Origin of the sequence: Acinetobacter sp. CIP 64.7, assembly GCF_000369745.1 — a bacterium.
Taxonomy (GTDB): domain Bacteria; phylum Pseudomonadota; class Gammaproteobacteria; order Pseudomonadales; family Moraxellaceae; genus Acinetobacter; species Acinetobacter fasciculus.
In genome coordinates this window covers 523,766-549,693 of sequence record NZ_KB850179.1, presented here as the reverse complement: position 1 = coordinate 549,693, position 25,928 = coordinate 523,766, and the positions used below count along the sequence as shown (strand labels likewise).

20 protein-coding genes and 1 pseudogene are annotated in these 25,928 nt (G+C 43.4%); 12 read left to right on the top strand and 9 right to left on the bottom strand.

All coding sequences use genetic code 11. The features are described from left to right. Nucleotides 1-104 precede the first annotated feature (104 nt). Both fba and F890_RS08925 read left to right on the top strand, forming a co-directional pair. Nucleotides 105-1,142, top strand: a complete 1,038-nt coding sequence (fba, locus tag F890_RS08930) for a class II fructose-bisphosphate aldolase (RefSeq protein WP_004279853.1) — start codon at nucleotides 105-107, stop codon at nucleotides 1,140-1,142. A gap of 85 nt (nucleotides 1,143-1,227) precedes the next feature. Then, nucleotides 1,228-2,082, top strand: coding sequence for an EamA family transporter (locus tag F890_RS08925; protein WP_004646742.1), 855 nt, complete (start codon nucleotides 1,228-1,230; stop codon nucleotides 2,080-2,082). Here the strand turns inward: F890_RS08925 and F890_RS18130 are convergent. Both F890_RS18130 and nfsB read right to left on the bottom strand, forming a co-directional pair. Next, nucleotides 2,045-2,272, bottom strand: coding sequence for a hypothetical protein (locus F890_RS18130; protein WP_004646744.1), 228 nt, complete (start codon nucleotides 2,270-2,272; stop codon nucleotides 2,045-2,047). The genes F890_RS08925 and F890_RS18130 overlap by 38 nt on opposite strands. Before the next feature lie 106 nt (nucleotides 2,273-2,378). Continuing rightward, nucleotides 2,379-3,032, bottom strand: a complete 654-nt coding sequence (gene nfsB / locus F890_RS08920; RefSeq protein ID WP_004646745.1) for an oxygen-insensitive NAD(P)H nitroreductase — start codon at nucleotides 3,030-3,032, stop codon at nucleotides 2,379-2,381. Nucleotides 3,033-3,275: 243 nt separating this feature from the next. On the opposite strand from nfsB, the pseudogene hpaI reads away from it, so the two are divergent. Continuing rightward, nucleotides 3,276-4,065: pseudogene (gene hpaI, locus F890_RS08915) on the top strand (4-hydroxy-2-oxoheptanedioate aldolase). A gap of 681 nt (nucleotides 4,066-4,746) precedes the next feature. Continuing rightward, nucleotides 4,747-4,965, top strand: coding sequence for a hypothetical protein (locus tag F890_RS08905; RefSeq protein WP_004279847.1), 219 nt, complete (start codon nucleotides 4,747-4,749; stop codon nucleotides 4,963-4,965). Between the two features lie 28 nt (nucleotides 4,966-4,993). Here F890_RS08905 and F890_RS08900 read toward each other — a convergent pair whose 3' ends face one another. Together F890_RS08900 and F890_RS08895 are read right to left on the bottom strand one after the other, a co-directional pair. Further along, complete coding sequence (locus tag F890_RS08900; RefSeq protein ID WP_004646748.1) at nucleotides 4,994-5,713, bottom strand: UDP-2,3-diacylglucosamine diphosphatase; 720 nt, start codon at nucleotides 5,711-5,713, stop codon at nucleotides 4,994-4,996. Nucleotides 5,714-5,824: 111 nt separating this feature from the next. Continuing rightward, the gene (locus tag F890_RS08895) at nucleotides 5,825-6,334 is read right to left on the bottom strand and encodes a peptidylprolyl isomerase (protein ID WP_004279844.1); all 510 of its coding nucleotides are present in this window, start codon (nucleotides 6,332-6,334) and stop codon (nucleotides 5,825-5,827) included. 422 nt (nucleotides 6,335-6,756) lie between these two features. Here F890_RS08895 and F890_RS08890 point away from each other — a divergent pair, with 422 nt between their 5' ends. Next, entirely contained in the window at nucleotides 6,757-8,484 is a 1,728-nt protein-coding gene (locus tag F890_RS08890; RefSeq protein ID WP_004279842.1) for a glutamine--tRNA ligase/YqeY domain fusion protein, read from the top strand. Between the two features lie 69 nt (nucleotides 8,485-8,553). After that, nucleotides 8,554-9,465 (top strand): bestrophin family protein, encoded by a 912-nt coding sequence (locus F890_RS08885; RefSeq protein WP_004646751.1) that lies wholly within the window; start codon nucleotides 8,554-8,556, stop codon nucleotides 9,463-9,465. Between the two features lie 83 nt (nucleotides 9,466-9,548). On the opposite strand, the gene F890_RS08880 is transcribed toward F890_RS08885, so the two are convergent. The 4 genes from F890_RS08880 to putA all read right to left on the bottom strand — a co-directional run bounded on the left by F890_RS08880 (nucleotide 9,549) and on the right by putA (nucleotide 15,992). Beyond that, entirely contained in the window at nucleotides 9,549-10,109 is a 561-nt protein-coding gene (locus tag F890_RS08880) for a lecithin retinol acyltransferase family protein (protein ID WP_026055785.1), read from the bottom strand. A gap of 392 nt (nucleotides 10,110-10,501) precedes the next feature. Continuing rightward, entirely contained in the window at nucleotides 10,502-10,726 is a 225-nt protein-coding gene (locus tag F890_RS08875) for a hypothetical protein (protein WP_004279838.1), read from the bottom strand. Nucleotides 10,727-10,969: 243 nt separating this feature from the next. Continuing rightward, on the bottom strand, nucleotides 10,970-12,052 hold the full coding sequence (gene trmA / locus F890_RS08870; protein WP_004646753.1) for a tRNA (uridine(54)-C5)-methyltransferase TrmA: 1,083 nt from the start codon (nucleotides 12,050-12,052) through the stop codon (nucleotides 10,970-10,972). Nucleotides 12,053-12,236: 184 nt separating this feature from the next. Next, entirely contained in the window at nucleotides 12,237-15,992 is a 3,756-nt protein-coding gene (gene putA / locus F890_RS08865; protein ID WP_004646755.1) for a trifunctional transcriptional regulator/proline dehydrogenase/L-glutamate gamma-semialdehyde dehydrogenase, read from the bottom strand. A gap of 118 nt (nucleotides 15,993-16,110) precedes the next feature. Between putA and F890_RS08860 the strand changes: the two genes are divergently transcribed. Continuing rightward, nucleotides 16,111-16,605 carry an Lrp/AsnC ligand binding domain-containing protein gene (locus F890_RS08860; RefSeq protein WP_004279833.1) on the top strand — a complete coding sequence of 165 codons (495 nt, stop codon included), beginning with the start codon at nucleotides 16,111-16,113 and terminating at the stop codon, nucleotides 16,603-16,605. 79 nt (nucleotides 16,606-16,684) lie between these two features. Here the strand turns inward: F890_RS08860 and putP are convergent, their stop codons facing one another. Next, nucleotides 16,685-18,193 carry a sodium/proline symporter PutP gene (gene putP, locus F890_RS08855; RefSeq protein ID WP_004646756.1) on the bottom strand — a complete coding sequence of 503 codons (1,509 nt, stop codon included), beginning with the start codon at nucleotides 18,191-18,193 and terminating at the stop codon, nucleotides 16,685-16,687. 405 nt (nucleotides 18,194-18,598) lie between these two features. Between putP and aspA the strand changes: the two genes are divergently transcribed. The 5 genes from aspA to F890_RS08830 all read left to right on the top strand — a co-directional run bounded on the left by aspA (nucleotide 18,599) and on the right by F890_RS08830 (nucleotide 25,873). Next, nucleotides 18,599-20,041 carry an aspartate ammonia-lyase gene (gene aspA / locus F890_RS08850; protein WP_034439543.1) on the top strand — a complete coding sequence of 481 codons (1,443 nt, stop codon included), beginning with the start codon at nucleotides 18,599-18,601 and terminating at the stop codon, nucleotides 20,039-20,041. Nucleotides 20,042-20,171: 130 nt separating this feature from the next. Further along, the gene (locus tag F890_RS08845) at nucleotides 20,172-20,522 is read left to right on the top strand and encodes a hypothetical protein (RefSeq protein WP_005266504.1); all 351 of its coding nucleotides are present in this window, start codon (nucleotides 20,172-20,174) and stop codon (nucleotides 20,520-20,522) included. A gap of 94 nt (nucleotides 20,523-20,616) precedes the next feature. Beyond that, on the top strand, nucleotides 20,617-21,585 hold the full coding sequence (locus tag F890_RS08840) for an IS30 family transposase (RefSeq protein WP_265596644.1): 969 nt from the start codon (nucleotides 20,617-20,619) through the stop codon (nucleotides 21,583-21,585). A gap of 165 nt (nucleotides 21,586-21,750) precedes the next feature. Next, nucleotides 21,751-25,209, top strand: a complete 3,459-nt coding sequence (gene mfd / locus F890_RS08835) for a transcription-repair coupling factor (RefSeq protein ID WP_004646759.1) — start codon at nucleotides 21,751-21,753, stop codon at nucleotides 25,207-25,209. 229 nt (nucleotides 25,210-25,438) lie between these two features. Further along, on the top strand, nucleotides 25,439-25,873 hold the full coding sequence (locus F890_RS08830) for an HIT domain-containing protein (RefSeq protein ID WP_004646760.1): 435 nt from the start codon (nucleotides 25,439-25,441) through the stop codon (nucleotides 25,871-25,873). The last annotated feature ends 55 nt before the right edge of the window (nucleotides 25,874-25,928 follow it).

Below are 25,928 nucleotides of genomic sequence, written 5' to 3'. Positions count from 1 at the left end.
ACAAAATCCCTGCAAATGCAGGGATTTTTTTTAAATAGTGTTATTTGTTGCTGAATTGAAACCTTTGAACATGTAGAATATGTGGCATTCACTGGGAGGATATTATGGCTCTTATTTCATTGCGCCAGCTCTTGGATCACGCCGGCGAACATGCTTACGGCGTACCAGCATTTAACGTAAACAACTTAGAACAAATGCGTGCAATTATGCTTGCAGCAGATGCAACCAATTCACCTGTTATCGTACAAGCATCTGCGGGTGCGCGTAAATATGCAGGCGCTCCGTTCTTGCGTCACCTAATTTTGGCTGCAATTGAAGAATGGCCACATATTCCAGTGGTAATGCATCAAGACCACGGTACCAGCCCTGACATTTGTCAACGTTCAATCCAGTTAGGCTTTTCATCAGTAATGATGGACGGTTCACTGGGTGAAGACGGTAAAACACCAACTTCATATGAATATAACGTTGATGTGACTCGCCGTACAGTTCAAATGGCACATGCGTGTGGCGTATCTGTTGAAGGTGAAATCGGTTGTTTGGGTAGCCTTGAAACAGGTATGGCGGGTGAAGAAGATGGCGTAGGCGCAGAAGGCGTACTGGATCATTCTCAACTCCTGACTTCAGTTGAAGAAGCGCGTAGCTTCGTTGCTGATACCAATGTTGATGCGCTTGCAATTGCAGTAGGTACTTCACACGGTGCGTACAAGTTCACGCGTCCACCTACAGGTGATATTCTTGCGATTGACCGCATTAAAGAAATTCACGCAGCACTTCCAAACACACATCTTGTCATGCACGGTTCAAGCTCTGTGCCACAAGAATGGTTGGCAGTGATTAACCAGTATGGCGGCGACATCAAGGAAACTTACGGTGTTCCGGTTGAACAGCTGGTTGAAGCGATCAAACACGGCGTGCGCAAGATTAACATCGATACTGACTTGCGTTTAGCATCTACCGGTGCAATGCGTCGTATGATGGCAGAAAAACCAAGCGAATTCGATCCACGTAAATTCTTCAGCGCAACTGTAGATGCAATGAAGCAAATCTGTATCGATCGTTACGAAGCTTTTGGTACTGCAGGCAATGCAGACAAGATTCGCCCAATCTCTTTAGAGAAAATGGTGTCACACTATAAATAATTCCCAGTGAATCATTTATAAAAAAAGCCCACTGCAAATGTGGGCTTTTTTGTAGACTCATAAATATCAAGAATAAGAGCAGCATATGGAACTGATTTTCGCAGCAGCGCTATGCAGCGTTGCGGTCTCAATATTATTAAAAGTCGCCAAAAATAAGGGCTTGAGTCCGATACACATGATTAGCTGGAACTATATGACAGCTAGTCTCTTGTGTTTTTTCTGGTTTAAGCCTGATATTCAGCATATTTCAATGTCTCAGACGCCTTGGTTGCTTATTCTGGCTCTGGGTATTTTGCTTCCGAGCGTATTTCTGTTTTTGGCCAAGGCTTTGCAAACGGCTGGAATTTTAAAAACCGAAATTGCCCAGCGACTTTCTGTAGTTTTGTCACTGGCTGCAGCCTATTTCATTTTTCAGGAACAGTTTAATCAGCTGAAAATACTTGGGATCGCTTTAGGTATTGGAGCAGTGCTGTGCATCCTGTTTTCACATCGACAAAGTACAGGACAGAGCAGTCAGGGAATGTTGTATCTGGGCTTGGTCTGGGTCGGTTATGCACTGATTGATGTATTGTTGAAATATACAACCAGTCTGGGCCTCCAATTCGCGGTGGCGCTGAATCTAATGTTTGTTTGTGCCCTGATCATTTCGATGGGCTATCTGTTAATCAAATATAAAAGCTTGGGCTCGATGCAGAATATCGGCGCTGGTCTGTTATTGGGTTTCCTGAATTTTGCCAATATTGCTTTCTATGTCAAAGCCCATATGCTGCTTAAGGATTCACCTGCGATCGTCTTTGCTGGCATGAATATTCTGGTGGTGGTATTTGGTGTGATAGCAGGTCTGGTATTCTTTAAAGAACGGCTCAAACCTGCAAGTACTTTAGGATTACTGCTAGGCTTGACTAGTGTGATTTGCCTAGCTTATGCAATGTCTGCTTGACATAAGAGGATGCAAATTCAATCGGATGTCGGAGCAGGTCACCTGCTTCGGCCAGTCCAAGCAATAAACCGGACTGTTGGCAGTCTGGACAGTGCGGATAACGATGCTGTTGCTCTTTATAGTGCTGGAGATAAATTTTATCGCAATGATGGCATTCAAATTTCAGGGATTTGGATGTAAGGAGCGACATAGATGACCTCTATTGTTATTCTATTAGATGTAAATTAAATAAAGCAAAAAATAGGCCCGAATTGACATGGAAAGGGGCGCTTGACCCCTTTTATAGCATAAATTCCTTACAGTTTGGTGAAAATATCTTCAGCGGCAAGACGTGATTTAGGGAGTTTGGCATTGAAATCATTTTCACTGCGATAGCCTAAAGTCAGCAATACAGAAGGGATCAAACCCTGTTCTGCAAGTTGTAATTCTTCACTAATCATCTCTCCGTCAAAGCCGCCAATTGGTGTGGCATCAACCCCTTCAATTCCGGCAGCCAAGAGCATTTGACCGAGTGCAATGAAGGTCTGGTTTTCAGCCCAACGCTGAATATCACCTTTTTCATTACGATAATAATGAATATAACCTGCACGGGTATTTTTCTGACCTTCTTTGGCTGATTCATCTTTAAAACGGCCACTGAGATCATCGCGGTTCAATAAGTTTTCTAGATGCAACTCATTAATGTCGGCTTTGGTGCAGAATAAAATGGTATGTGAAGAATCCAGAACTTTGGGTGCATTGTAGGCATAAGTACCAACCAAGGCTTTGGCAATGCGCTGTTTGGCGGCATCATGATCGGCAATAAAAAAATGCCAAGGCTGAATATTGATCGAAGAGGGTGCCAGACGCAAAATTTCTAACAAGCGTTCAAACTGTTCTGCTGGGATTTTCTTGCTAGGATCATAGGCTTTAGTGGTATAGCGGGTCTGTGTGATCTTGAGTAAATCCATCAATGGACTCCAATCTTTTTAAATAAACAGCGAGTAGAAGTTTTAAATATATACATTTTTCACATCCCCTGATTATTACAATAAAAAAGCATCAGGCAAAGCCTGTTTTGAGATGATCTTGAGCTGGATTCAAGCAAAACTTAGAGTTAAATCAGATTAAAATCCAGTTTTTGTCTATTGGCACTTTTAAGCGAGAAGCGTTTAATAAGAGGCATCGCCAGCAACATGCAAATAGGTTAGCGGATGCAAGTGACCAATTACTTTAAACACAAACTGAAAACCCAGCAGCAAATCGGCTTATGGATTGGCAGATGCCTATGGAACCGAGATTGCGGCAAATGCAGGTTATGACTGGCTGCTGATTGATGGTGAGCATGCACCCAGTGATTTGAGAACGACTTTGTCGCAACTGCAAAGTATTGCTGCTTATCCCTCGCAAGCAGTAGTACGACCACCCATTGGTAGCGTACAACTGATCAAGCAACTCCTTGATATCGGTGCACAAACGCTGTTGATTCCGATGGTAGAAACCGTGGAACAGGCCGAACTCATGGTCAGGGCAGTCCGTTATCCGCCTGAAGGAATTCGTGGCGTTGGTGCTGCACTGGCACGTGCCACCCGCTGGAACAGCATTCCAAATTATTATCAGACGGCACATGAAGAAATCTGTTTATTAATCCAGATTGAATCGGTCACAGGACTTGAAAATCTGGATGCTATTCTTCAGATCGACGGGATTGATGGCGTGTTTATTGGCGCCGTTGATCTATCTGCCACTATGGGTTATCAAGGTGATCCGAATCATCCTGAAGTACAAAAAGCTGTAATTGATGCAATCCAGCGGATTCGTTCTGCAGGCAAAGCTGCAGGAATTCTGTCAACCCAGCATGAAGTGACGCAAAAATATATCGAACTTGGCACTGAGTTTGTAGCAGTGGGCGTAGATACCAGTATTTTGATGAATTCCTTGCGTGATCTATTGGGGAAATATAAAAAGGATATCAATGTGATTAATCCGACTAGCGGTTATTAATCAACAAGAGATTCTGAATGAATAGCTTGCTTAGATTTTTAGTTTATTTTTAACCGGAAATTCTTTAGATGAGCTATTCATTCAGCCATAAGAAAATCATAATGAACCTTCAAGATGCAGAACAATTTTTACAAGAACAGCAGAACATCTTAGAGAACCAACGTCAGCAAAAAACTAGACGAGTGCAACAAGCCTTTTTTATGATTCACGTACTGTTTGTAGCCTTAAATGCTATTCTCTTGATCCTAAATTATCAAAAGACGGGAGAGTGGAACTTGCTGTACCTCGGGCTGAGTTTCATGTCTCTAATATTGATTTTAAGGTATTTAAAGACAGGTTTTGTTTATCAACGGAAATGAAGTAACGTTAAAATGAATTTTAGATCATAAAAATCAAAAGCCTAATAATTAACAAAGCATGAAAAAAGTTCTTAAAAATCCCATTCTATTGTCATTACAATGTAATTTTGCTTTTGCTGGATAAATAGCTTACACTGGCTGCACTTCAAGCAAGTACTGTTCTTGCTTCTATTATTATTTTAAGCTGATTGTGATGTACTTTTTAGTTCAAGTATTTGAACTCAAATAAGATCTACTAACCATAGAACTATTATGTAAACTAGGTTGTTATTAATCTCTCTCCATATAGTCACAAAAAGCTCATATCGTGTGAGTAAATATTTTGATCAAAATCAATGAATGGCATATTGCCACTGCCGCTGATGGCAATGAAATTAACGTGAAACTGGTTCCATTAAAGCGCAAGCAAAATACAATGGACGGTTTTATCTGGGTTGAGGTCGGTAAAATGATTCAATTGCCAACGGGTGAGGAATTTCAGTTCAATCTCGATGGTAAAAGTTTCTATACTGGGGTAAACCAGCTTTATCGTCTGTGTTAAGCAGATCAATATCGTAAAAAGTGGCTGATTAATATCGCCACTTTTTTAGTTTCAGGGTATCAAAACTTTGATCTTCCTGAATTTCCAGAATCTCTGCACTGTCTTCTTTCCAGTCGCCTAGTACAATTCTTCTTTTCTGGGCTAACTGATGAATGGCTGCGCGATGCGTATGACCATGGATTAGTACATCTACATCCTGTAATGCCAGCTCAACTGCATGTGGGTTGACGTCCATCACTTCATAGCTTTTAAACTGTTGTGCCTGATGGCTTTGTTGACGAAAGCGGTTGGCTAGTCTGGTTCGAAATGAGAGAGGGGTTTTTCTTAAGAAGCCAAGTAGCCAGGGATGACGAATAATCTTTTTAAAACGCTGATAGGAGACGTCATCGGTACATAGGGCATCGCCATGTTCCAGGCGAAAATGTGTTCCGGCAATGATTAGCTGATCGATTTCGGGAAGAAGCTGCCCGCCAAATCGAGCTAAAAATTTACTTCCTAAGACAAAATCCCGGTTGCCGGCCTGAAAATAGACTTGATTCCCAGCCTGAGTAAACTGTTTTAATGCAGTGACAATTTCGTCCAGCCATGGAGAGGTATAGTCATCACCAATCCAGGCATTGAACCAGTCACCCAGAATATACAATTGGGTATTTTGATTTTGATATTCAGTTAATAAATCTAAAAACCCCCGAACAAGTCGAGGGTGATCAGGTGACAAATGTAAATCTGAGATAAACAGATAGGTCACGAATCTTTTCCTTTTATTCCTCTCTAGATCCCTCATTCATATGAGGGATTTTCCATTACACTGTTTTAAAGTGTTGCTTTAAAACTCATAAAAGAACGGAGAGGACGTTTTTTATTCAGAAATGATTTTTGCAGATTCGATTACTACGTTTTCTAGAGGAACGTCAGCGTGGTAGCCACGGTTGCCAGTACGTACGTTTTTGATTTCGTTCACAACGTCCATACCTTCAACGACTTTACCAAATACGGCATAACCCCAACCTTGAGCAGTTTTGCCAGAGTGGTTAAGGAATGAGTTGTTTTTCACGTTAATGAAGAACTGAGCAGAAGCAGAGTGCGGTGCCTGAGTACGCGCCATTGCAATCGTACCTTCGTCATTGGTCAAGCCGTTGTCTGCTTCGTTTTCGATTGCATCACGTGTTGCTTTTTCTTTGAAGTTTTCATCCATGCCGCCGCCTTGGATCATGAAACCATCAATAACACGGTGGAAAATTACGCCGTCATAAAAACCGTCACGTACGTATTCTAAAAAGTTAGCTACGGTTTTAGGTGCTTTTTCAGCATTGAGTTCTAGAACAATACGACCTTTATTGGTGTTTAATTCGACTTGAGGAAAACTCATTGTGTAATCTCCTGATCATGGACGAGTGCCATGGTTTTTTCTGAATGAGTGAAGCATAAGCAAACTACATTCGACAAGGCAAGTAAAAACATTATTTTCTTTGTTAAAAGCATAAAAATAATACCTTATTTATACGTTGATTTATCAAGGCATTTCAGATATTGCCCTATCAGGTACCCTATTTTGAATTGGCGTAAATTAATGATTTTACTGCTTGTACAAGCACTGATATTTTAGTTTCAGGCAACTCGCCGTATTTTCATTTTTTAAAATGGGTGAATTGAAATCAAATACCATAGTTAGCGGTTGAGAGATTATTCACCTCTAGTTAAACTAAGGAACTTTGATAATGAATATGCGTACAACCTGTGCGATTAAATATTCGTTAATCCCTTTTTAACTTTAGAAGTGAATGATTGATCATGAAGCCAAATGATGTTGTGACATCTCTGCCCGAGAACCCGACCCAAAAGAACAATGCAGTCGATTCAGTGCAGCAGCAAGAACAACAACCGGGCTTGGACTTTGTACGTCAGGTCATTACCGATGATTTAGCCGCTGGTCGTACTCAACAGGTGGTGACGCGTTTTCCGCCTGAGCCGAATGGCTATTTACATATTGGCCATGTGAAAGCAATTTGCTTGAACTTCGGAATTGCTGAAGAATTTAAAGGTGTGTGTAACCTGCGTTTTGACGATACCAACCCGGATGCCGAAGAGCAGGAATATGTGGATGGTATTGCCAATGATGTGAAATGGCTGGGTTTCCAATGGGAAGGCGAGCCGCGTTATGCATCAAGCTATTTCGATCAACTTTATACCTGGGCAGTTCAGCTGATTGAGCAGGGCGATGCCTATGTGGATTTGCAAAGCCCTGAAGAGATCCGTTTAAACCGCGGTAATTTCGTTGAGCCAGGCAAGAACTCGCCACAACGCGATGCAACGGTTGCAGAAAACCTGGAGCGTTTTGAGAAAATGCGCAGCGGTGAATATGCAGAAGGTCAGGCTGTATTACGTGCCAAGATTGATATGACTTCACCGAACGTGCATATGCGTGATCCGATTCTGTATCGTATCCTGCATTCTGAACACCATCAGACTGGCGATAAATGGAAAATTTATCCAATGTATGACTATGCGCATCCATTGTCTGATGCGATTGAAGGCATTACGCATTCACTCTGTACCCTGGAATTCCAGGATCATCGTCCGTTCTATGATTGGGTAGTGGCAAAAGTTAAATCACCATCCGTGCCACGTCAGTATGAATCGAGCCGTTTGAATGTGGACTATACCATCACCTCGAAACGTAAATTACGTAAACTGGTGGAAGGTAGCTATGTTCAGGGCTGGGATGACCCACGTATGCCAACTGTAGTCGGTATGCGTCGTCGTGGTTTCACACCTGAAGGTCTACGTGATTTCTGTCAACGTGTCGGTGTATCGAAAGTTGATGGAAGTATTGTCGATGTAGCTATGCTGGAATACTGTATTCGCCAGTCTCTGGAAAATACTGCCGCTCGTGGTATGGCTGTGTTAAATCCATTAAAAGTGACTTTAACCAACTTGCCAGCCGATATGGACCTGACCCATTCACGTCATCCGAATGTCGATATGGGCGAGCGCGTTATTCCATTGACGACTGAGCTGTATATTGACCGTAAAGACTTTGAAGAAGAGCCACCAAAAGGCTTTAAACGTCTGATTCCAGGAGGTGAAGTTCGTTTACGTCATGCCTATGTCATCAAATGTGACGAAGTCATTAAAGATGAAAATGGTGAAGTGGTTGAGCTGAAATGTTCGATTGATCCTGAAACTTTAGGTAAAAATCCTGAAGGTCGTAAGGTGAAAGGCGTGATTCACTGGGTATCTGCGACAAAAGGCGTTCCTGCGGAAGTGCGTATTTACGACCGTCTGTTTACTGAATCTGATCCTGAGGTGGGCGATGACTTCTTGGCAAACCTGAACCCTGAATCATTGAAGGTAGTTCAGGCCGTGATTGAGCCTGCTTTGGCACAAGCACAACCGGAAGACCGTTTCCAGTTTGAGCGTGAAGGCTATTTTGTGGCTGATCAATATGATCATTCCAGCGAAAAACCGGTATTCAACCGTATTCTGGATCTTAAGGACAGCTTTAAACCAGGCAAATAAGCTGGTTTAAGTCAGAATGTAAAAAGCCCAACTCTGGTTGGGCTTTTTCAATACAGCAGGGAAAATTGCATGATTGTGCGTGATAAGAATAATAGTTTGGGCTTACTGTTTGCCTGGCAGGGAACGATTCTGCCCAAGGTGCTGCCCGCATTGGTTTTGGTGGTTTTTATTTCCGCTTTACTAGTGTATTTGAGTCAGGCGCATTTCGTGAGCCTTCCTGCTGTCCCGGCAATTGGCTTTACCATTTTTGGTGTCATTCTTTCGATCTTTCTGAGTTTTAGAAATACGGCCTGCTATGATCGCTGGTGGGAAGGGCGCAAGCTTTGGGGTGCGTTGATTGCAACCACGCGTCATTTATGCCGTGACAGCCATGTGCTAGATGATCAAATCCGTGAAGTTTTGCTATATCGCATGATGCTGTTTACCCATCTATTACGTGATCGGCTGAGACAGCAAACGCCCAGTATTCAGGCTTATGAAGCCACTGCCGGTTTTGAACCCAAGTCATTTGAGCAATTGCCCATGCAAATCAATCCATCCCAATGGGTGCTGGAACAGATGCAAAAAGAGCTGGTGCAGCAATATAAGCAGGGCAAGATCAGCGATATTATTTATAATAACCTGAATCAGCACACTGTGGCTTTGGGAGATATTCAGGCTGGTTGTGACCGGATTTTGTCCACGCCATTACCATTTTCTTATTCGGTATTGTTACATCGTGCGGTTTATTCTTTTTGCTTTATCCTGCCTTTCAGTTTGCAGGCAAATTTAGGCCTGTGGACACCAATTCTGGTTGGATTGATTGCCTATATGCTACTCGGGCTGGATGAACTCAGTGCGGAACTGGAAGAGCCCTTTGGCTTGCAGGACAACGATCTGCCGCTAGATTCAATTGTGCGACTGGTCGAGCGGGAAACCCTAAGTTCTTTAGGTAAAGCACTACCTGAGGCAATTCAAGCCAGAAAAGGCTATTTGACTTGATTCCTTATCAACATCATCAAAATGTAAAACACGAACTTAAAATTTCTTGCTCACAAAAAATCATCGGCAGGCTGAGCTTTAAATTAACGATGTTTAAGATTGGTCAGGTCTGACACTTTGGTTTTAGCCTGATCTTGCAATTCACGGTATTGTTGCAAACGCAGATTGGCTTTATCTCTGAGTTTTTTCTTGATGTACAGCGCCAATGCGAAACTGGTCGTGGTCAGGGTCAGGAACATGCTGTTCATAAAACTCATCATCGAGCTGATATAACCAATCGTGGTCAGGCGATTCATCATATAAATTACTTGCGGGCTACTTTCCACACCGGTAATCGCCCAGGTACACAAATGTTCGCAATTATTAATAATCAGATGATAGTTGTTTTCATGCATTCTGGACCGCATGCGGCGCACCACTTTACGACCTTTATATTTTGCCGAGTCATAATGTTGCATATGAATTGGTTTGCCATGACTGAATTTTTCAATAGAAGTTATTTCAATCGGGCGTTTCTTGAATAAATGCGCAAAGCCGGAATAATGAATGACACGACCACGTCCGGCGTAAATCCCATGATGGGTATAACCGAAATGTTTAACCATAAGATGTGCGCCTATGGGAAACCGTTTAGTCTGTTGCATATCAGAATTAAGCCATTTAAAAAAGCATTGTCGTTTAATAGGAAGTGTACTGTGTTTTGCTAAATTAATCGATGCCTTGCCTGAGTTTCAGATCAGAATTGAAGAGTTATTAAGCCAAGTTTTAAAGGAGCTAGAAGAGAGCAGAATTTAGAACATATTCTTCTGATAAAGGTTTTAAATAGCCTAAGCAAGTACTAAAATTTCTGCAAAATCACAAGCATGGATCAAGGAAGTCATTCAACATTTTCTGCCTGATCCCTGAAGCTTTTAAAGTTGAAGTTAATAAACTATGCTGAAATAGAGAAGACCAAACCCTTAAACTAAACTTTCAAGCATAAAAAAAGCACCTGACTACGCAAGTGCTTTCTTTATACGGCTGTAACCTTGGCCGATTACTGCAATGGCAAGTGCTGAAGTTCATTCAGTTCTTTGCGGCTATAGCCGCGAGATACAAGAACCTTTTTAATTCCGATGATGATTTCTTCATCAGTAGCTTTAGAAAGTGCTTCAAGAAGCTGTTCATTTGTCTTGCAAGAGCAATCATTTTCAACACAAGCAATTTGATTCTTGTGTTCATTGTGTTGTTCATGAGAAAACAACTTTTGCCAAAAACTCATAGAGCCTTCATACAACAACCTAACATAGAGTGAAATATAGCCAATTAAATAAATAAAGCAATAGGACCTATGTGATAAAAGCAGCAGTCAGGCTAGAAAATTTCCGATTGAAGCCTAAAGGTCTAACGATATTTCTTGCTGTACAAGTCAATATTTATTATTAAATACATGATTTATAGTATAAAAAATGGAGCTTCAAAAAGCTCCATTTTTGTAACAATATAATAAATTGAAACAAATTCTTTATACTTTTTCCAACAATACACCCGTTTCAACATGATGTGTATACGGGAACTGGTCAAACATGGCGAACTTGCTGATTCTATGCGTTTGAGACAACTGTTTCAGATTGTCATATAAGGTATCTGGATTACAAGAAATGTAAATAATACGCTGGAAACGCTGTAACAGTTTCAGCGTTTCATCATCAATACCAGCACGCGGTGGATCGACAAATACCGTATCAAAATCATAAGTCGAAATGTCAATTTGTGCTTCCTGCAAACGACGGAAAACACGTTCGCCATTATAGGCTTGAGTGAATTCTTCGGCAGACAGACGCGCAACCTGAATATTTTCAATCTGGTTCTGCTCAATATTCCACTCAGCTGCATAAACTGAAGATTTGGCTAATTCAGTGGCCAAAACACGGCGGAATTTGGTCGAAAGCGGCAGGGTAAAGTTCCCATTGCCACAGTAGAGTTCCAGCAAATCTTTATCTGATTGTTCCGCTGCATCACATGCCCATTCCAGCATTTTTTGACAAACTTGTGCATTGGGCTGGGTGAAGCTGCTTTCGATCTGCTTATATTTATAGTGACGATCAAAAACAGACAGTTCTTCCACCACATATTCATCAGTCAGGACGAATTTCTGGCCACGGCTTCGGCCAATCAGTTTAATATTCAGTTTTTCCGCCAGTGCTTTTGCTGCAGGTTCCCAGCTTTCATCCAGCTTGCGGTGATAAATCAGGGAAACTAGGACTTGGCCACTTAAAGTCGCCAGAAAATGGACTTCAAATAGACGATGACCCAGATTGGCATCTGCCTTGAATGCTTCAAGTAATTGTGGCATCAAGTCATTAATGCTGCGGTCTGCAATTGGAAATTCATCAATACGAATGACTTTTTTATTGTTGTTCTCGTCACGTTCGAACATGGCATAAAACAGATCATCTTCAGTATGCCAGATCCGGAATTCAGCACGCATGCGGAAATATTTTTCAGGAGACTGGAATACTTCTAAAGCAGGTGGTTGATATTCGGCAAACTGAGCGCTGATGCGTTCAATTTTGGCTTCAAGTTGTTGCTGATAAGATGAAGTCATATGCAGTAAGAAATCGCAAATATTTTAAAGCGCAAATGGTAGCAAAAAATTGCCGATCTGCCTAAGCCTATTGTAGTCAAGCCGCTTTAAAAGCTGCATAAAAAAGACCAAACCTTCTGAGGAGAGAGGTTTGGCCATAAAGAGGAAAGATTTAAGCTAAAAATGCTGAGATGATTGGACTGATTTAGAGATTATCCATCGTCATCAAGCTGGCATTGCCGCCTGCCGCCGCCGTATTGATACTGATCGCGCGTTCAATCACAAATCGCTCGACCGGAATATCATAGTTGCCCGAACTTAAATGGGTGATACCAATAATTGGACCTTGGCGTGTTGCAATGCGTTTCTGCAAGTCAATCAGTTCAGTAGTGTCACCATGATGCAGGACGGCCTCAAATACACCTGTTTCAATATCCCGGACCACTTTAAATTGCTTGCTAACCGCGGCTGGCATGGTTGGTAAATATTTCAGAATAAAAGTATTGTTTGCCAGTACCGCAGGACGACTGCCAACCGATAAAATCGCCAGAATTTGCTGAATCTGGTCTTGATCCCTATGTGCTAACGAGAGAACGCTTTCACGTGGCAAGATCATGTATTGATTTTCCTCGCCAGTTGGGCCTTGCAGGCTAAAGCTTTGACCAGTCGCAATTTGCATAGGCGCTTTTAAAGATAAAGTTGGGAAAGTTTTAGCTACCCAGGCTTTAAACTCCTGAACAAGTTTATGTTCAACAAGTGCTGGCTCAGCTTGAGCTGCATAAGGCTGAGCCAGTTTTTTCTCGGATACTTGATGCATTAAACGATAGATATACAACGGGCCACCCGCTTTCGGGCCGGTGCCGGACAGACCTTCACCACCAAAAGGCTGGACGCCCACGACCGCACCAACGATATTGCGGTTGATATACAGGTTGCCGACTTCCGCTCGTGCAATCACGGTTTGCATGGTTTCATCAATACGCGTGTGCAAGCCCATGGTCAGGCCATAACCCTTGCTGTTGATCTGATCTAACAACTGTTCCAGTTCGCCATATTTATAGCTGATCAGATGCAGTACCGGGCCAAACACTTCACGTTCCAGATCATCCAGATTTGGAAGTTCAATCAGGGTTGGTGCAATGAATGTTCCTGGAGTTAATTCAGTCTGGTCCTGATTAAACATCAACTGATGAACTGTATGACCTTTGCTGCGCATCTGCTCGATATGCTTTTGGATATTTTGCTGGGCTTCTGCATCAATCACTGGACCAATATCGGTTTTCAGCAAGACCGGATTGCCAACGCGCAACTGTTGCATCGCACCTTTGAGCATGCTGCGTACGGCCTCCAGATTATCTTCCTGAACACAGAGGACACGCAGGGCAGAACAGCGCTGACCGGCACTGTCATAGGCAGAGCTCACAACATCCAACACCACCTGTTCAGTCAATGCAGATGAATCCACAATCATGGCATTTTGACCACCAGTTTCAGCAATCAGGGTGACGCTTTCTCCAAACTGGTTTATTCGTTCTGCCACGGTTTTTTGTAGAATTTGGGCGACCTCGGTGGAACCGGTAAACATGATGCCCTGAATACGTGGATCTGCACTGAGCTGTGCACCAATGGTTTCACCACGGCCCGGCAATAGCTGTAACACATCCTGCGGAATGCCGGCTTCCCATAAAATCTGTACGGCTTGTGCTGCAATGAGCGGTGTTTGTTCAGCCGGTTTGGCAATCACGGTATTGCCAGCGACCAGCGCTGCTGAAATCTGACCGGTAAAAATCGCCAGCGGGAAGTTCCATGGACTGATACATAGTACAGTACCTAAAGGCTGGATCTGTACATTGTCACTGAGATCCAAAACTTGAGCTGCATAGTAACGCAAGAAATCTACCGCCTCACGTACTTCGGCAATCGCATTGGCATAGGTTTTACCTGCTTCGCGAGAAAGAAGAACCATGAGCGGAAGCAAACGCTGTTCCATCAGTTCTGCGGCTTTATTCAGGCAGGCAGCACGCTCATTTTTTGGCAGATTGGCCCAGAAACTTTGTGCATTAACTGCTTGAGTGAGTGCAATTTCAGCCTGTTCAGAAGTTGCTTCATAGACTGTGCCGACCACATCCTGATGGTGTGCTGGATTGATCACTGGAACTGCATGGGGCGTATCCACGCTGCTAAATGCCGTTCCCATAGCAGCTGACTGAAATTGCGTATTTGCCAGACTGGATGCGACTTCATTTAAAATACTGAGTTCAGCATCATTGGCCAAATCGAGTCCTGAAGAGTTCAATCGTTCATCGGCATAAAGATCTTGCGGATAGGGAATATGCGGATGCTTGGCACCCAATACGCTTTCCTGTTTTGACGCCTTTAAAATGGTTTGCTGTGGATTTTCAATCAAATCTTCAATTTTCAAGGTTTTGTCAGCAATACGATTGACGAAGGAGGTATTGGCACCATTTTCCAGTAAGCGGCGCACCAGATAAGCCAGCAAGGTTTCATGATTGCCGACTGGCGCATAGATCCGGCATGGTACACCGAGTTTATTTTTCGATGGATCGCCCACGACATTTTCATACAGTGGTTCGCCCATGCCATGCAGACATTGGAACTCATATTGGCCGGCATAATACTGCTCAGGTTGTGCCAGCTGATAGATCGTCGCTACCGTTTGTGCATTGTGAGTGGCAAATTGTGGGTAGATATAATCCGGTTCAGCCAACAGCTTACGCGCACAAGCAATATAAGACAGATCCGTATGCACCTTACGAGTAAATACCGGATAATCTGACATTCCATCAATTTGGGCTTTCTTGATTTCGCTGTCCCAATATGCGCCTTTGACCAGACGAATCATCAAGCGTTTCTGGCTGCGCTTCGCCAGATCAATGATGTAATCCACTACATAGAAGCAGCGTTTCTGATAGGCCTGAATCACAAAGCCAATGCCTTTCCAGTCCTGTAATTGTGGTTCAAAACACAGGCGTTCTAACAGTTCAAGTGAAATCTCAAGGCGATCACTTTCTTCAGCATCGATATTTAAACCAATATTGTATTGCTTGGCCAAGACCGCGAGTTTCAGTACTTTTGCATAGAGCTCATCATGCACGCGATCCATTTGCGAACGCTGATAACGGGGGTGCAGCGCAGAGAGTTTGATAGAAATGCCAGGCCCGTCATAAACATCCTTATCCTGCGAAGATTGACCAATGGCATGAATGGCTTGCTGATAATCCTGATAATAACGTTCAGCATCCGGATCGGTCAGTGCTGCTTCACCCAGCATGTCATAGGAATAGCGAAAGCCTTTTTCTTCCAACGGTTCGGCATTTTTCAGGGCTTCATCAATGGTTTCACCCGTGACAAACTGCTCGCCCATCATGCGCATGGCAACATCGACAGCCTTACGGATAATCCCGCGGCCACTGCGTGCCAAAAGACCGGTCAATAAGCTAGACAGGCTTTTTTGCTGTGGGGTTTCCATCAGCTTGCCGGTCAGCATCAGTCCCCAGGCTGCTGCATTCACAAACATCAATTGGCTCTGGCCCAAATGTTCTTTCCAGTTACCTTGATTGATTTTGTCACGGATCAGCAAGTCACGTGTGGCTTTGTCCGGAATCCGCAGTAAGGCTTCTGCCAGACACATCAGGGCAATGCCTTCCTGAGAAGATAAAGAAAATTCCTGCAATAAGCCTTGGACAATACCGGCTTTCCCAGTGGAACTTTTGCGTTCACGTAAGGAATGTGCGAGATCAAAGGCAAGCGCCTGAATCTTGTCACTCATCTCGGAAGAAATTTCACTATGGGCCAATAACTCTTCGACGCATTCAGTTTCTGCACGACGCCATACCGTATTAATACGTTCTTCGTATTGGTTTTTGTGTTTAAATTCAGCAATATAATTTGAGTGCTGGGCTGAATCTAAAATTGAATCTGGGCGGAGAGTGGTTGGCATAGTGACTTCCTGTACTGCGTCAATCAGTTCTTTGAGGTGAATGAGTTTTAATCTATAATCACAGAATATTTGACGAATATCTCACTATAGTTTTCGCTTTTTTTAGAGAATAATTCTAATGCCAAGTCCTTATTTGAACCTTGACCGTATAGATATTCGTATACTGGGTTTATTGCAATCCGATGCCAAGCTATCCAATATCAAACTGGCTGAACTGGTCAATTTGTCGCCTACAGCAGCCTTGGCGCGTGTACAAAAGCTGACCCGGGAAGGTTTTATTGTGGGCTATGAAGCGCGCCTCAATCCAGTCATGTTGAATAATGGTTTTGTGGTCTTTGTTGAAATTTTATTGGATAAAACCACGCCGAATGTTTTAGATGAATTTTCCCATGCTGTGCGGCAGATTCCTGAAATTATCGAGTGTCATATGATCAGTGGCGGGTTTGATTTCGTGGTAAAAATCCGCTGTGCCAATATGGATGAGTTCCGGAAAATCTCTGGTCAGATCTTGTGGCAATTGCCCGGAATTAAAGAAACGCGCAGTTATCCGGTGATGGAAGTGATTAAAGAAAGTCAGCAGATCCATCTGAAAATGCCGGGAAAAGCCAAGTAATTTTCAAGAACTTCATTTGTGAATCTAAGAAACATAAAAGGGACGATTAAGTCCCTTTTATGTGCAAGAAAAAAGGTGATTATTTTTTCATTTCTGCCATTTCTTTTTGATACTCGGCTTTAGCCATTTCAAAGCGTTTGACCACATCAGCACTCGGTGCTTTATCCAGCAGGCTGACGATGATAATGCTGAGGGTGGCCAGAATAAAGCCTGGAATGATCTCATACAGACCGGTATCACCCATATAATTTTTCCAGACAATTACAGTCATGGCACCAACCACCATACCCACAATTGCGCCGTTGAGGGTCATTCGTTTCCAGAATAGCGACAAGATAATCAGCGGGCCAAATGCAGCACCAAAGCCCGCCCAGGCATAAGCCACCAGACCCAAAACCTTACTGTTCGGATTAATCGCCAGTGAAATGGCAATTAGGGCAATCACCAAGACCATGCCGCGACCGACCCAGATCAGTTCTTTTTGTGAAGCATTTTTACGCAGGAAACTCTTATATAAATCTTCGGTCAGGGTGGTTGAGCAGACCAGAAGCTGACAGCTCAAGGTGCTCATAATTGCCGCCAAGATAGCAGCCAGAATGATTCCGGCAATCCATGGATTAAACAGGATTTTGGTCAACTCCATAAATACCGTTTCAGGGTTTTGATTCACCACCGAAGCCAATGCGGGATTGACACTGAAGTAGGCAATACCGATATAACCGGCAGCCACTGCACCGCCTAGGCATAGAATCATCCAGGTCATGCCAATACGGCGTGCAGCAGGAATGGTTTTGACCGAATCTGCTGCCATAAAACGCACCAGAATATGCGGCTGACCAAAATAACCCAAGCCCCAAGCCAGACTGGAAATAATCGCAACGGTGCTTAAACCTTCAAGCATGCTTGAAGCATGTGGGCGAGCCGATTCAAGGATGACACTCACTTGCTGGCTGTTGTCGCCCAGAGCCAAGAAGGTAATGATCGGAGTCAGCAATAAGGCAAAAATCATCAAACCGGCTTGGAATGTATCTGTCCAGCTGATCGCCAAAAAGCCACCAATACAAACATAAAGAATCGTCGCCATCGCACCAATCACAAGCGCTGTGGTGTAATCCCAGCCAAACAGGCTTTCAAACAGTCGTGCACCTGCGACCATGCCTGAGGCACAATAAATTGCAAAGAACACCAGAATCACCAAGGCAGACAAGACCCGTAAAATACGTTTACGATCGGAAAAACGGCTAGTGAAATAATCCGGCAAGGTTAGAGCATTGTTCTGATATTCAGTATGGGCGCGCAGTCGACCTGCCACGAGTAACCAGTTCAGCCATGCACCGATAATCAAACCGATCGCAATCCAGACTTCTGACAGACCAGACAAGTAAATGGCTCCTGGAAGACCCATCAACAGCCAGCCACTCATATCCGATGCGCCCGCCGAAAGTGCAGTGACGACACTGCCCAGACTCCGTCCACCTAGAATATATTCGTCAAAATTGGAGGTGGCACGATAAGCATATAAACCGATTGCAATCATGGCGATAATATAAAACATGAAAGTAATCAGGGTGGGGTTTAAAGAAGTCATGGGCAGGTCATCCTGTAAATATGGAAATCATCGTCCAAGATGATTTTTTGTACTGAGATTGCAAGGAGGTGATTCAAGCATGGTTTAAAAATTACACAGCTTTTATGTATACCTATTGTAAATAGAGTAGTAATTCACTGAAATTGAATTAGGAATAACTTGAGCGGATAAAAGGCAATACGACGTCGAATTCAGGGGAAAAGTGGAAATTTTGAATAAATAATGAAAATATTTGAATCTTAGCCAATTGCTTACACAATCTTACAAAACTCACAGCTTTAGCGTATTGGTAATAAATCGTAGCAAATCTAGGTTAAAGTCTTCCTATTAGGCCTGTATTTGTTTGCTCATATTAATGTCACACCAAATACGGTGCATCGCCAAGAGTATTTTTTAGTGGACAATATGCTTCAAATCGAACCGACCCGCATTGAACGTGATTTATTGGGGGAAAAACAAATCCCGTTGCATAGCTATTATGGGATTCATACCTTACGTGCCATCGAAAATTTTAAGATTTCTGGATTGGCGGTGGGGCAACAAACGCACTTTATTCGTGCTTTGGCCCAAGTGAAAAAAGCTTCGGCACAAGCCAATCTGCACTTTCAAAAATTGTCCGAGCAGACCAGTACTGCCATTCAGAAAGCTTGTGATGAATTGATTCAGCATCCGGAAGCGTGGCAAACGGCATTTCCACTCGATCCTTATCAGGGCGGTGCCGGAACCTCCATCAATATGAATACCAATGAGGTGATTGCCAATATTGCCCTAGAAATGTCGGGCCATCAGAAAGGTGATTATCACATTCTGCATCCGAATGATCACGTCAATACCTCGCAATCGACCAATGATGTCTATCCAACGGCTTTGCGTCTGGCGACCTATAGCAGTCTGGATGAGTTATTGAGCGTGCTTAAAGCATTGATTGACTGTATCGATCATAAAGCTGCCGAATTTGAATATGTCATCAAGATGGGACGTACCCAGTTACAAGATGCCGTGCCGATGACCATGGAACAGGAATTCCGGGCATTTGCCACCTTATTAAAAGAAGACCTGAAGCTGATTGGACAGATGCGACAGTTATTGCTGGAAGTCAATTTAGGCGCCACCGCCATTGGGACCGGGGTGAATACACCGCCGGGCTATGCCAAGCGGGTGGTGGAAATCTTGGCGCACCTGACAGGTTTACCTTTAAAAGGTGCAGCAGATTATGTCGAGGCGACCAGCGATTGTGGCGTCTTTATTATCTTGTCGAGCAGTTTAAAACGTCTGGCAGTGAAATTGTCCAAAATCTGTAATGACTTGCGCTTGCTCAGCTCGGGGCCGCGTACAGGGTTAGCTGAAATTCGCTTACCTGAGTTACAGGCAGGTTCTTCGATCATGCCGGCAAAAATCAATCCGGTAATTCCAGAAGTTGTGAATCAGATTGCATTCCGGGTGATTGGTAATGACTTAACCATTACTATGGCTGCGGAAGCCGGGCAGTTACAATTGAATGTCATGGAACCTGTGATTGCCGTGGCGATGAATGAATCAATTCAATTATTGACCCAAGGCATGCAAACCCTGAATCAGAAATGTATTGCTGGTATTCAGGCCAATGAACAGATTTGCTTAAGTTCCGTCATGCGCAGTGTCGGGATTGTGACCTTGCTTGAACCGATTCTGGGACATGCCAAGTGTGATGAAATCGGCAAACAATGTATGTGGGAAAATAAAACCGTGCCACAGGTGGTATTAGAGTTAGGCTTATTGAGTGAAGCGCAATTAGAAGAGATTTTTGCATTTGAAAATCTGGTGTCTGAAATACCTGTAGCAGAGAGTCAGCTCGAACAGGTTTCTTGATAGCATAAATTGTCTTGAAACAGCTCAAATCAACTGATCGTTGTGATTTTGACAATTTGCCTCAAGTTCGATATGTGGATTTGAGGCATTTTCATCTAGACTAGGGTCTGAACTTTATTTGGCTGGGTAAATGGCGATGTTTGATAAAATCAGTGCATTATTTAAAACTAATAAACCGACTGCTGCACAGCTATATTTAGACGAGCAGAATATCCAGCATGTCGAAGGCACAGGTTATATCGTGGATGGCATTGATTTAAATCAGGAACTGACCACACGCTTAGAATATTTGTCCAATCGCCGTCTAAAACAGTTTGATGATTTAAAAGCTTTATACGACACCGCGATGCTGATCAATGAAAAGATTGATCTGGAAATTGCCCATCAGCGTTTTAATGTGACTTTGGGAAATACCGAAGAGAACCTGCTGCAATTTAAAATGATCCTCAAGAAGTTAAATGATTGGCAGAGTAAAACTTGAAGTGCGACATAAACCACCTAATTAATTTAAAGGGTTTATGGAGTATATAAAATTGTCATACCATCATCTTAACTTTGAAGATCGTACTGCATTAATGCTTGAGTCAAGAAAAGAAGGCTTTTCAGCCAGAAAATTTGCTGAACTCATTAAAAGACATCCTAGTACGATCTATCGTGAGCTTAAAAGAAATAGCATCAATGACGTTTATCAAGCTCAATATGCTTCTGATAACACCTTCGCTAGACGTAGACGTGGTCACAGAAAACTCAAAATCGATTCAATCCTCTGGAAATTTATTGTTGAAGCGATCCGTTGTTTATGGTCTCCTCAGCAAATAGCAAAGCGTTTAAAGACATTTCCTGATTTGGATCAAACAATGAATGTAAGCCATACAACGATTTATTCAACGATACGAGCATTACCAAAGGGTGAGTTGAAAAAAGACTTATTATCCTGTCTGCGTCATGAAAATAAAAAGCGAAAAGCTAACGGTGAACCTAAAAAAGATTCTATATTACAGGATATTAAAACTATTCATGAGCGCCCAGCCGAAGTTCAAGAAAGAAAAATACCGGGTCATTGGGAAGCTGATTTAATTAAAGGTAAAGACAATAAAAGTTCGATAGCAACACTTATTGAACGAAATACACGGCTCTGTATCTTGGCAACATTACCTGATGCAAAGGCAGAATCAGTGCGCAAGGCTTTAACTGAAGCTCTGAAATATTTACCTGCAGAACTGCGTAAAACGTTGACCTATGACCGTGGACGCGAGATGGCAGAACATAAAATACTTGAAGAAGATTTAGGCATAGATGTATATTTCTGTGACCCACATTCACCCTGGCAAAAAGGCACATGCGAAAATATGAATGGTTTAATTAGGCAATATTTACCTAAAGGGATTGATTTAAATCAGGCAGATCAGCATTATTTAAATCAAGTTGCCATGTCACTGAATACTCGTCCTAGAATAGCGTTAGATTGGCTTACACCATTAGAGAAATTTGCTCAGCTTGTTGATTATCATAAGACTTTTCAAACTGTCGCACCTCATGTTTGAATTCGCCATTATTATCGTAACTTTCTGCGAGAGAAAAAATAAGTGTTAAAAGTGGCTTGAAATCGAAGCGTATGGATGTGGCAAGACTGCATAAAAATAACAAAATATCCTGAGATCATCGTGCTAGTATAAGCCTCAGGTTATTTAGACTTTAAAGCTATATCCATGTTCCAACAAGAAATTTCCCAACTCAATTTACCACAACTCAAAGCAGGCGAGAAACGCTGGTTAGGCAATCTGCAAGGTTCCTCGACGGCATTGTTGCTCAAAGAAATCGTGCAGCAGCAATCGCGTTTATTTATCGTGATTGCACGTAATAATCAGCATTTGGGTCAACTGGAAAGTGAACTGGAATTTTATGGGGTTAAACCCACGATTTTTCCAGATTGGGAAATCTTGCCTTATGACCGTCTCTCCCCCCATCAGGATATTGTCTCGGAACGTCTGGCAATCTTATCCAATATGCCAAAAACTGGCGTACTGTTGCTGTCCGCCTCAACTTTGGCACAACGTGTGGCGCCGACCTCATGGATTCTGGGTGAGCATTTCGATATTCATGTCGGTCAGAAATTTGATCTGGAACAACAAAAGAAAAAGTTGATTCAGGCCGGTTATCATCTGGTCGATACCGTCTATGATCCAGGTGAATTCGCGGTACGCGGCAGTATCATGGATATCTACGCATCGGGACAGGAAGCACCGATTCGGATTGACCTGTTTGATGATGAAATTGAAAGCCTGAAATTTTTCGATGCCGAAACTCAGCGCACCACGCAAAGTTTGCAGCAGTTTACCGTATTGCCGGCACAGGAATTTCCGCTCAAGGAAGGTCGTGCCACTTTCCGTGACCGCTATGCCGAATTTTTCCCGACCGCGAATCCAAAAAAAAACCCGATCTATCAGGATGTGATGGATGGCATAGTCTCGCCGGGAATCGAGTTTTATTTGCCCTTGTTTTTCAGCGCGGAAGCCATGCAAGGCCAAAGTTCACTGATTTCGTACCTACCGAAGAATGGCATTGTCATTACAGATAAGGCTCTGGACGAAAGTCTCAGCCAGTTTTGGCAAGATGTGGTGCGCCGTTATGAAGATCGTCGCCACAATGTCGACCAACCGATCATGCCGCCTGAAAGCCTGTTTTTTCAGACCAATCAGGTGCTGGAGCAGCTGAACCAGTTTGCACGCATCATTGCCGCACAAACATCTTTTGATCAAAAAGCTGGGGTATTGAATCTTGATACCCAGTTGCCACCGCGTCTGCCCGTAGATCCGAAACGTGAAAAACCGTTTCATGAAATCAAAAAATATATTGATCAGGCTAATCATCCGGTATTGCTAGTGGCTGAAAGTGCTGGACGCCGGGAAAGTCTTAAAGATGCCTTAAGGCCAAGTCTGGGTGATATCCCCACGGTTGAAAATTTTGATAGTTTTATTCAATCTCTGTATGCAATTGCCATTACCAATGCGCCTTTAGAGCGTGGTCTGGTATTGACCGATCGTGTCAGCGTAATTTCTGAAAATCAGCTGTATGAACATCGCGTGGTACAGCGCCGTCGCAAACGTCAACAGGAAGTTTCCGAAGAGTTTCTGATCCGAAGTCTAACTGAGCTGACCATGGGCGCGCCTGTGGTACATATCGATTATGGGGTCGGACGTTATGCCGGTCTGGTCACCCTAAGTATTGATGATCAGGATCACGAATTTTTGCAGCTGGATTATGCGGATGCCGCCAAAGTCTATGTGCCGGTGACCAATCTACACTTAATCAGCCGGTACAGTGGTGGTGATCCGGATCTGGCACCTTTGCATAAACTGGGTACGGACGCATGGAATAAAGCCAAACGTAAAGCGCTGGAACAGATTCACGATGTCGCGGCCGAATTGCTGCATATTCAGGCACGGCGTTCTTCCAAGCCCGGGATCAGTTTTGAAATCGATCAAAGCCTGTATATGCAATTTGCCAGTGGCTTTGCCTATGAAGAAACACTGGATCAGGCCAATGCGATTGAAGCGACGTTGCATGACATGCAGCAGGCCAAGCCGATGGATCGTCTGGTGTGTGGTGATGTCGGGTTTGGTAAAACAGAAGTCGCAATGCGTGCCGCATTTGTTGCAGTACAGAATAACCGGCAGGTGGCGATTCTGGTACCGACCACTTTGCTGGCACAGCAGCATTATGATTCATTCAAAGACCGCTTCGCCGACTGGCCAGTCCGGATTGAAGTGCTGTCACGTTTCGGCTCTTCCAAAGCACATACCAAGACCATTGACGACCTGATTGAAGGTAAAGTCGATATTGTGATTGGTACACATAAGATTTTGCAGGAAAATGTTCAGTTTAAGAATCTTGGCTTGATGATTGTCGATGAAGAGCATCGTTTCGGGGTGCGCGACAAGGAACGAATCAAGGCGATGCGTGCCGATGTCGACATGCTGACACTGACTGCAACTCCAATTCCACGGACACTGAATATGGCCTTTAGTGGCATGCGTGATCTGTCGATTATCGCCACACCGCCGGCACGCCGTCTTGCGGTGAAAACCTTTGTGCAGGAACATACCGATGACACCATTAAAGAAGCGATTCTGCGTGAATTGCTGCGCGGTGGTCAGGTTTATTTTCTGCATAATGAAGTTGATACAATCGATCGTGCCGCCGAGCATATCCGTAAACTGGTGCCGGAAGCGCGGGTGATTGTGGCCCACGGGCAGATGCGTGAACGTGAACTGGAGCAGGTGATGCAGCAGTTCTATCACAAGGAATACAATGTTCTGGTATGTTCGACCATTATTGAAACCGGGATTGATGTTCCGAATGCCAATACCATTCTGATTGAACGTGCTGACAAGCTGGGCCTGGCACAATTACATCAGCTACGCGGACGTGTAGGACGCTCACACCATCAGGCTTATGCCTACTTAATGGTGCCGTCTTTAAAAGCCTTAAAAGGTGATGCAGAAAAACGTCTGGATGCCATTCAGCGTGCTTCGACCTTGGGTGCCGGTTTTATGCTGGCAACCGAAGATCTGGAAATTCGCGGCGCAGGTGAGTTACTAGGTGAGCAGCAGAGTGGTTCGATGCAGGCTATTGGTTATAGCCTGTATATGGAAATGCTGGAAAAAGCCACCAAAGCCATTCAAAAAGGCAAAACGCCAAACTTCGATGCACCATTGTCATTGACTGCCGAAATTACCCTGCATATGCCAGCGTTGATTCCAGATGAATATCTGGGTGATGTGCATCAACGTCTGTTGTTCTATAAACGCATCAGTAATACTGATACCCAGGAAAAACTGGACAATATCCGGATGGAATTGATCGATCGTTTTGGTATACCGCCGCAACCGGTCAAACAGCTCTTTGCTGTACATCAGATTCGATTGAAAGCCGAGCAGCTTGGTATTACTAAAATTGATATCAGCAGTCAGGGTGGGCATATTGAATTTGCACCGGATACTCCGGTTCAAGCCATGACGATTATCCAGATGATGCAGAAACATCCGACCTATTTCCGGATGGATGGCGGTCAACGTCTAAAAGTCATGGTCATGCTGGAAGACTATCAAAAGCGGATTCAGTTTATACAGGATTTACTGGACAGTCTGCTTAAAGAATTGCACTGATTTTATTCGATTAAATCAGCCTGAAAATTCAGTTTGGATTTCATTTTCCAATGAAGTTTGCAGGAACAACAGGCTTGATTTTTTTAATGAATTGTTTACAGTAATTGTTGTGATGTGCTTCGCAACAAATCATGAGAATTTGTCTTTAAACACATTGCTTTCAATATTCAGCTTCAGTTGGATATGTTAGTATTAGCCATCATTCTAATTTTGCATCATTTATAAAGATATGTTTAGTTTGCATCCACAACTTGCTCAAGATACGTTTTTTGTAGGCGACTTTCCTTTGTCAACATGTCGTTTGATGAATGATATGCAATTTCCCTGGCTCATTCTGATTCCACGTGTGCCGGGTGTCTCTGAATTATATGAATTGAGTCAAGCTGACCAAGAGCAGTTTTTAAGAGAGTCAAGCTGGTTATCAAGCCAGCTGGCACGTGTTTTCCGTGCAGATAAAATGAATGTAGCAGCGCTGGGTAATATGGTGCCGCAATTGCATTTTCATCATGTAGTTCGTTATCAGAACGACGTTGCATGGCCGAAGCCTGTTTGGGGTACACCTGCTGTTCCTTATAGCAGTGAAGTGTTGGCACATATGCGTCAAACCTTAATGCTGGCTTTACGTGGTCAGGGCGACATGCCATTTGACTGGCGCATGGACTAATCAGCCAAGGCATTCCGAGAACCATGAACAGTTGCGGACTTCAGGGAGGGAGTGA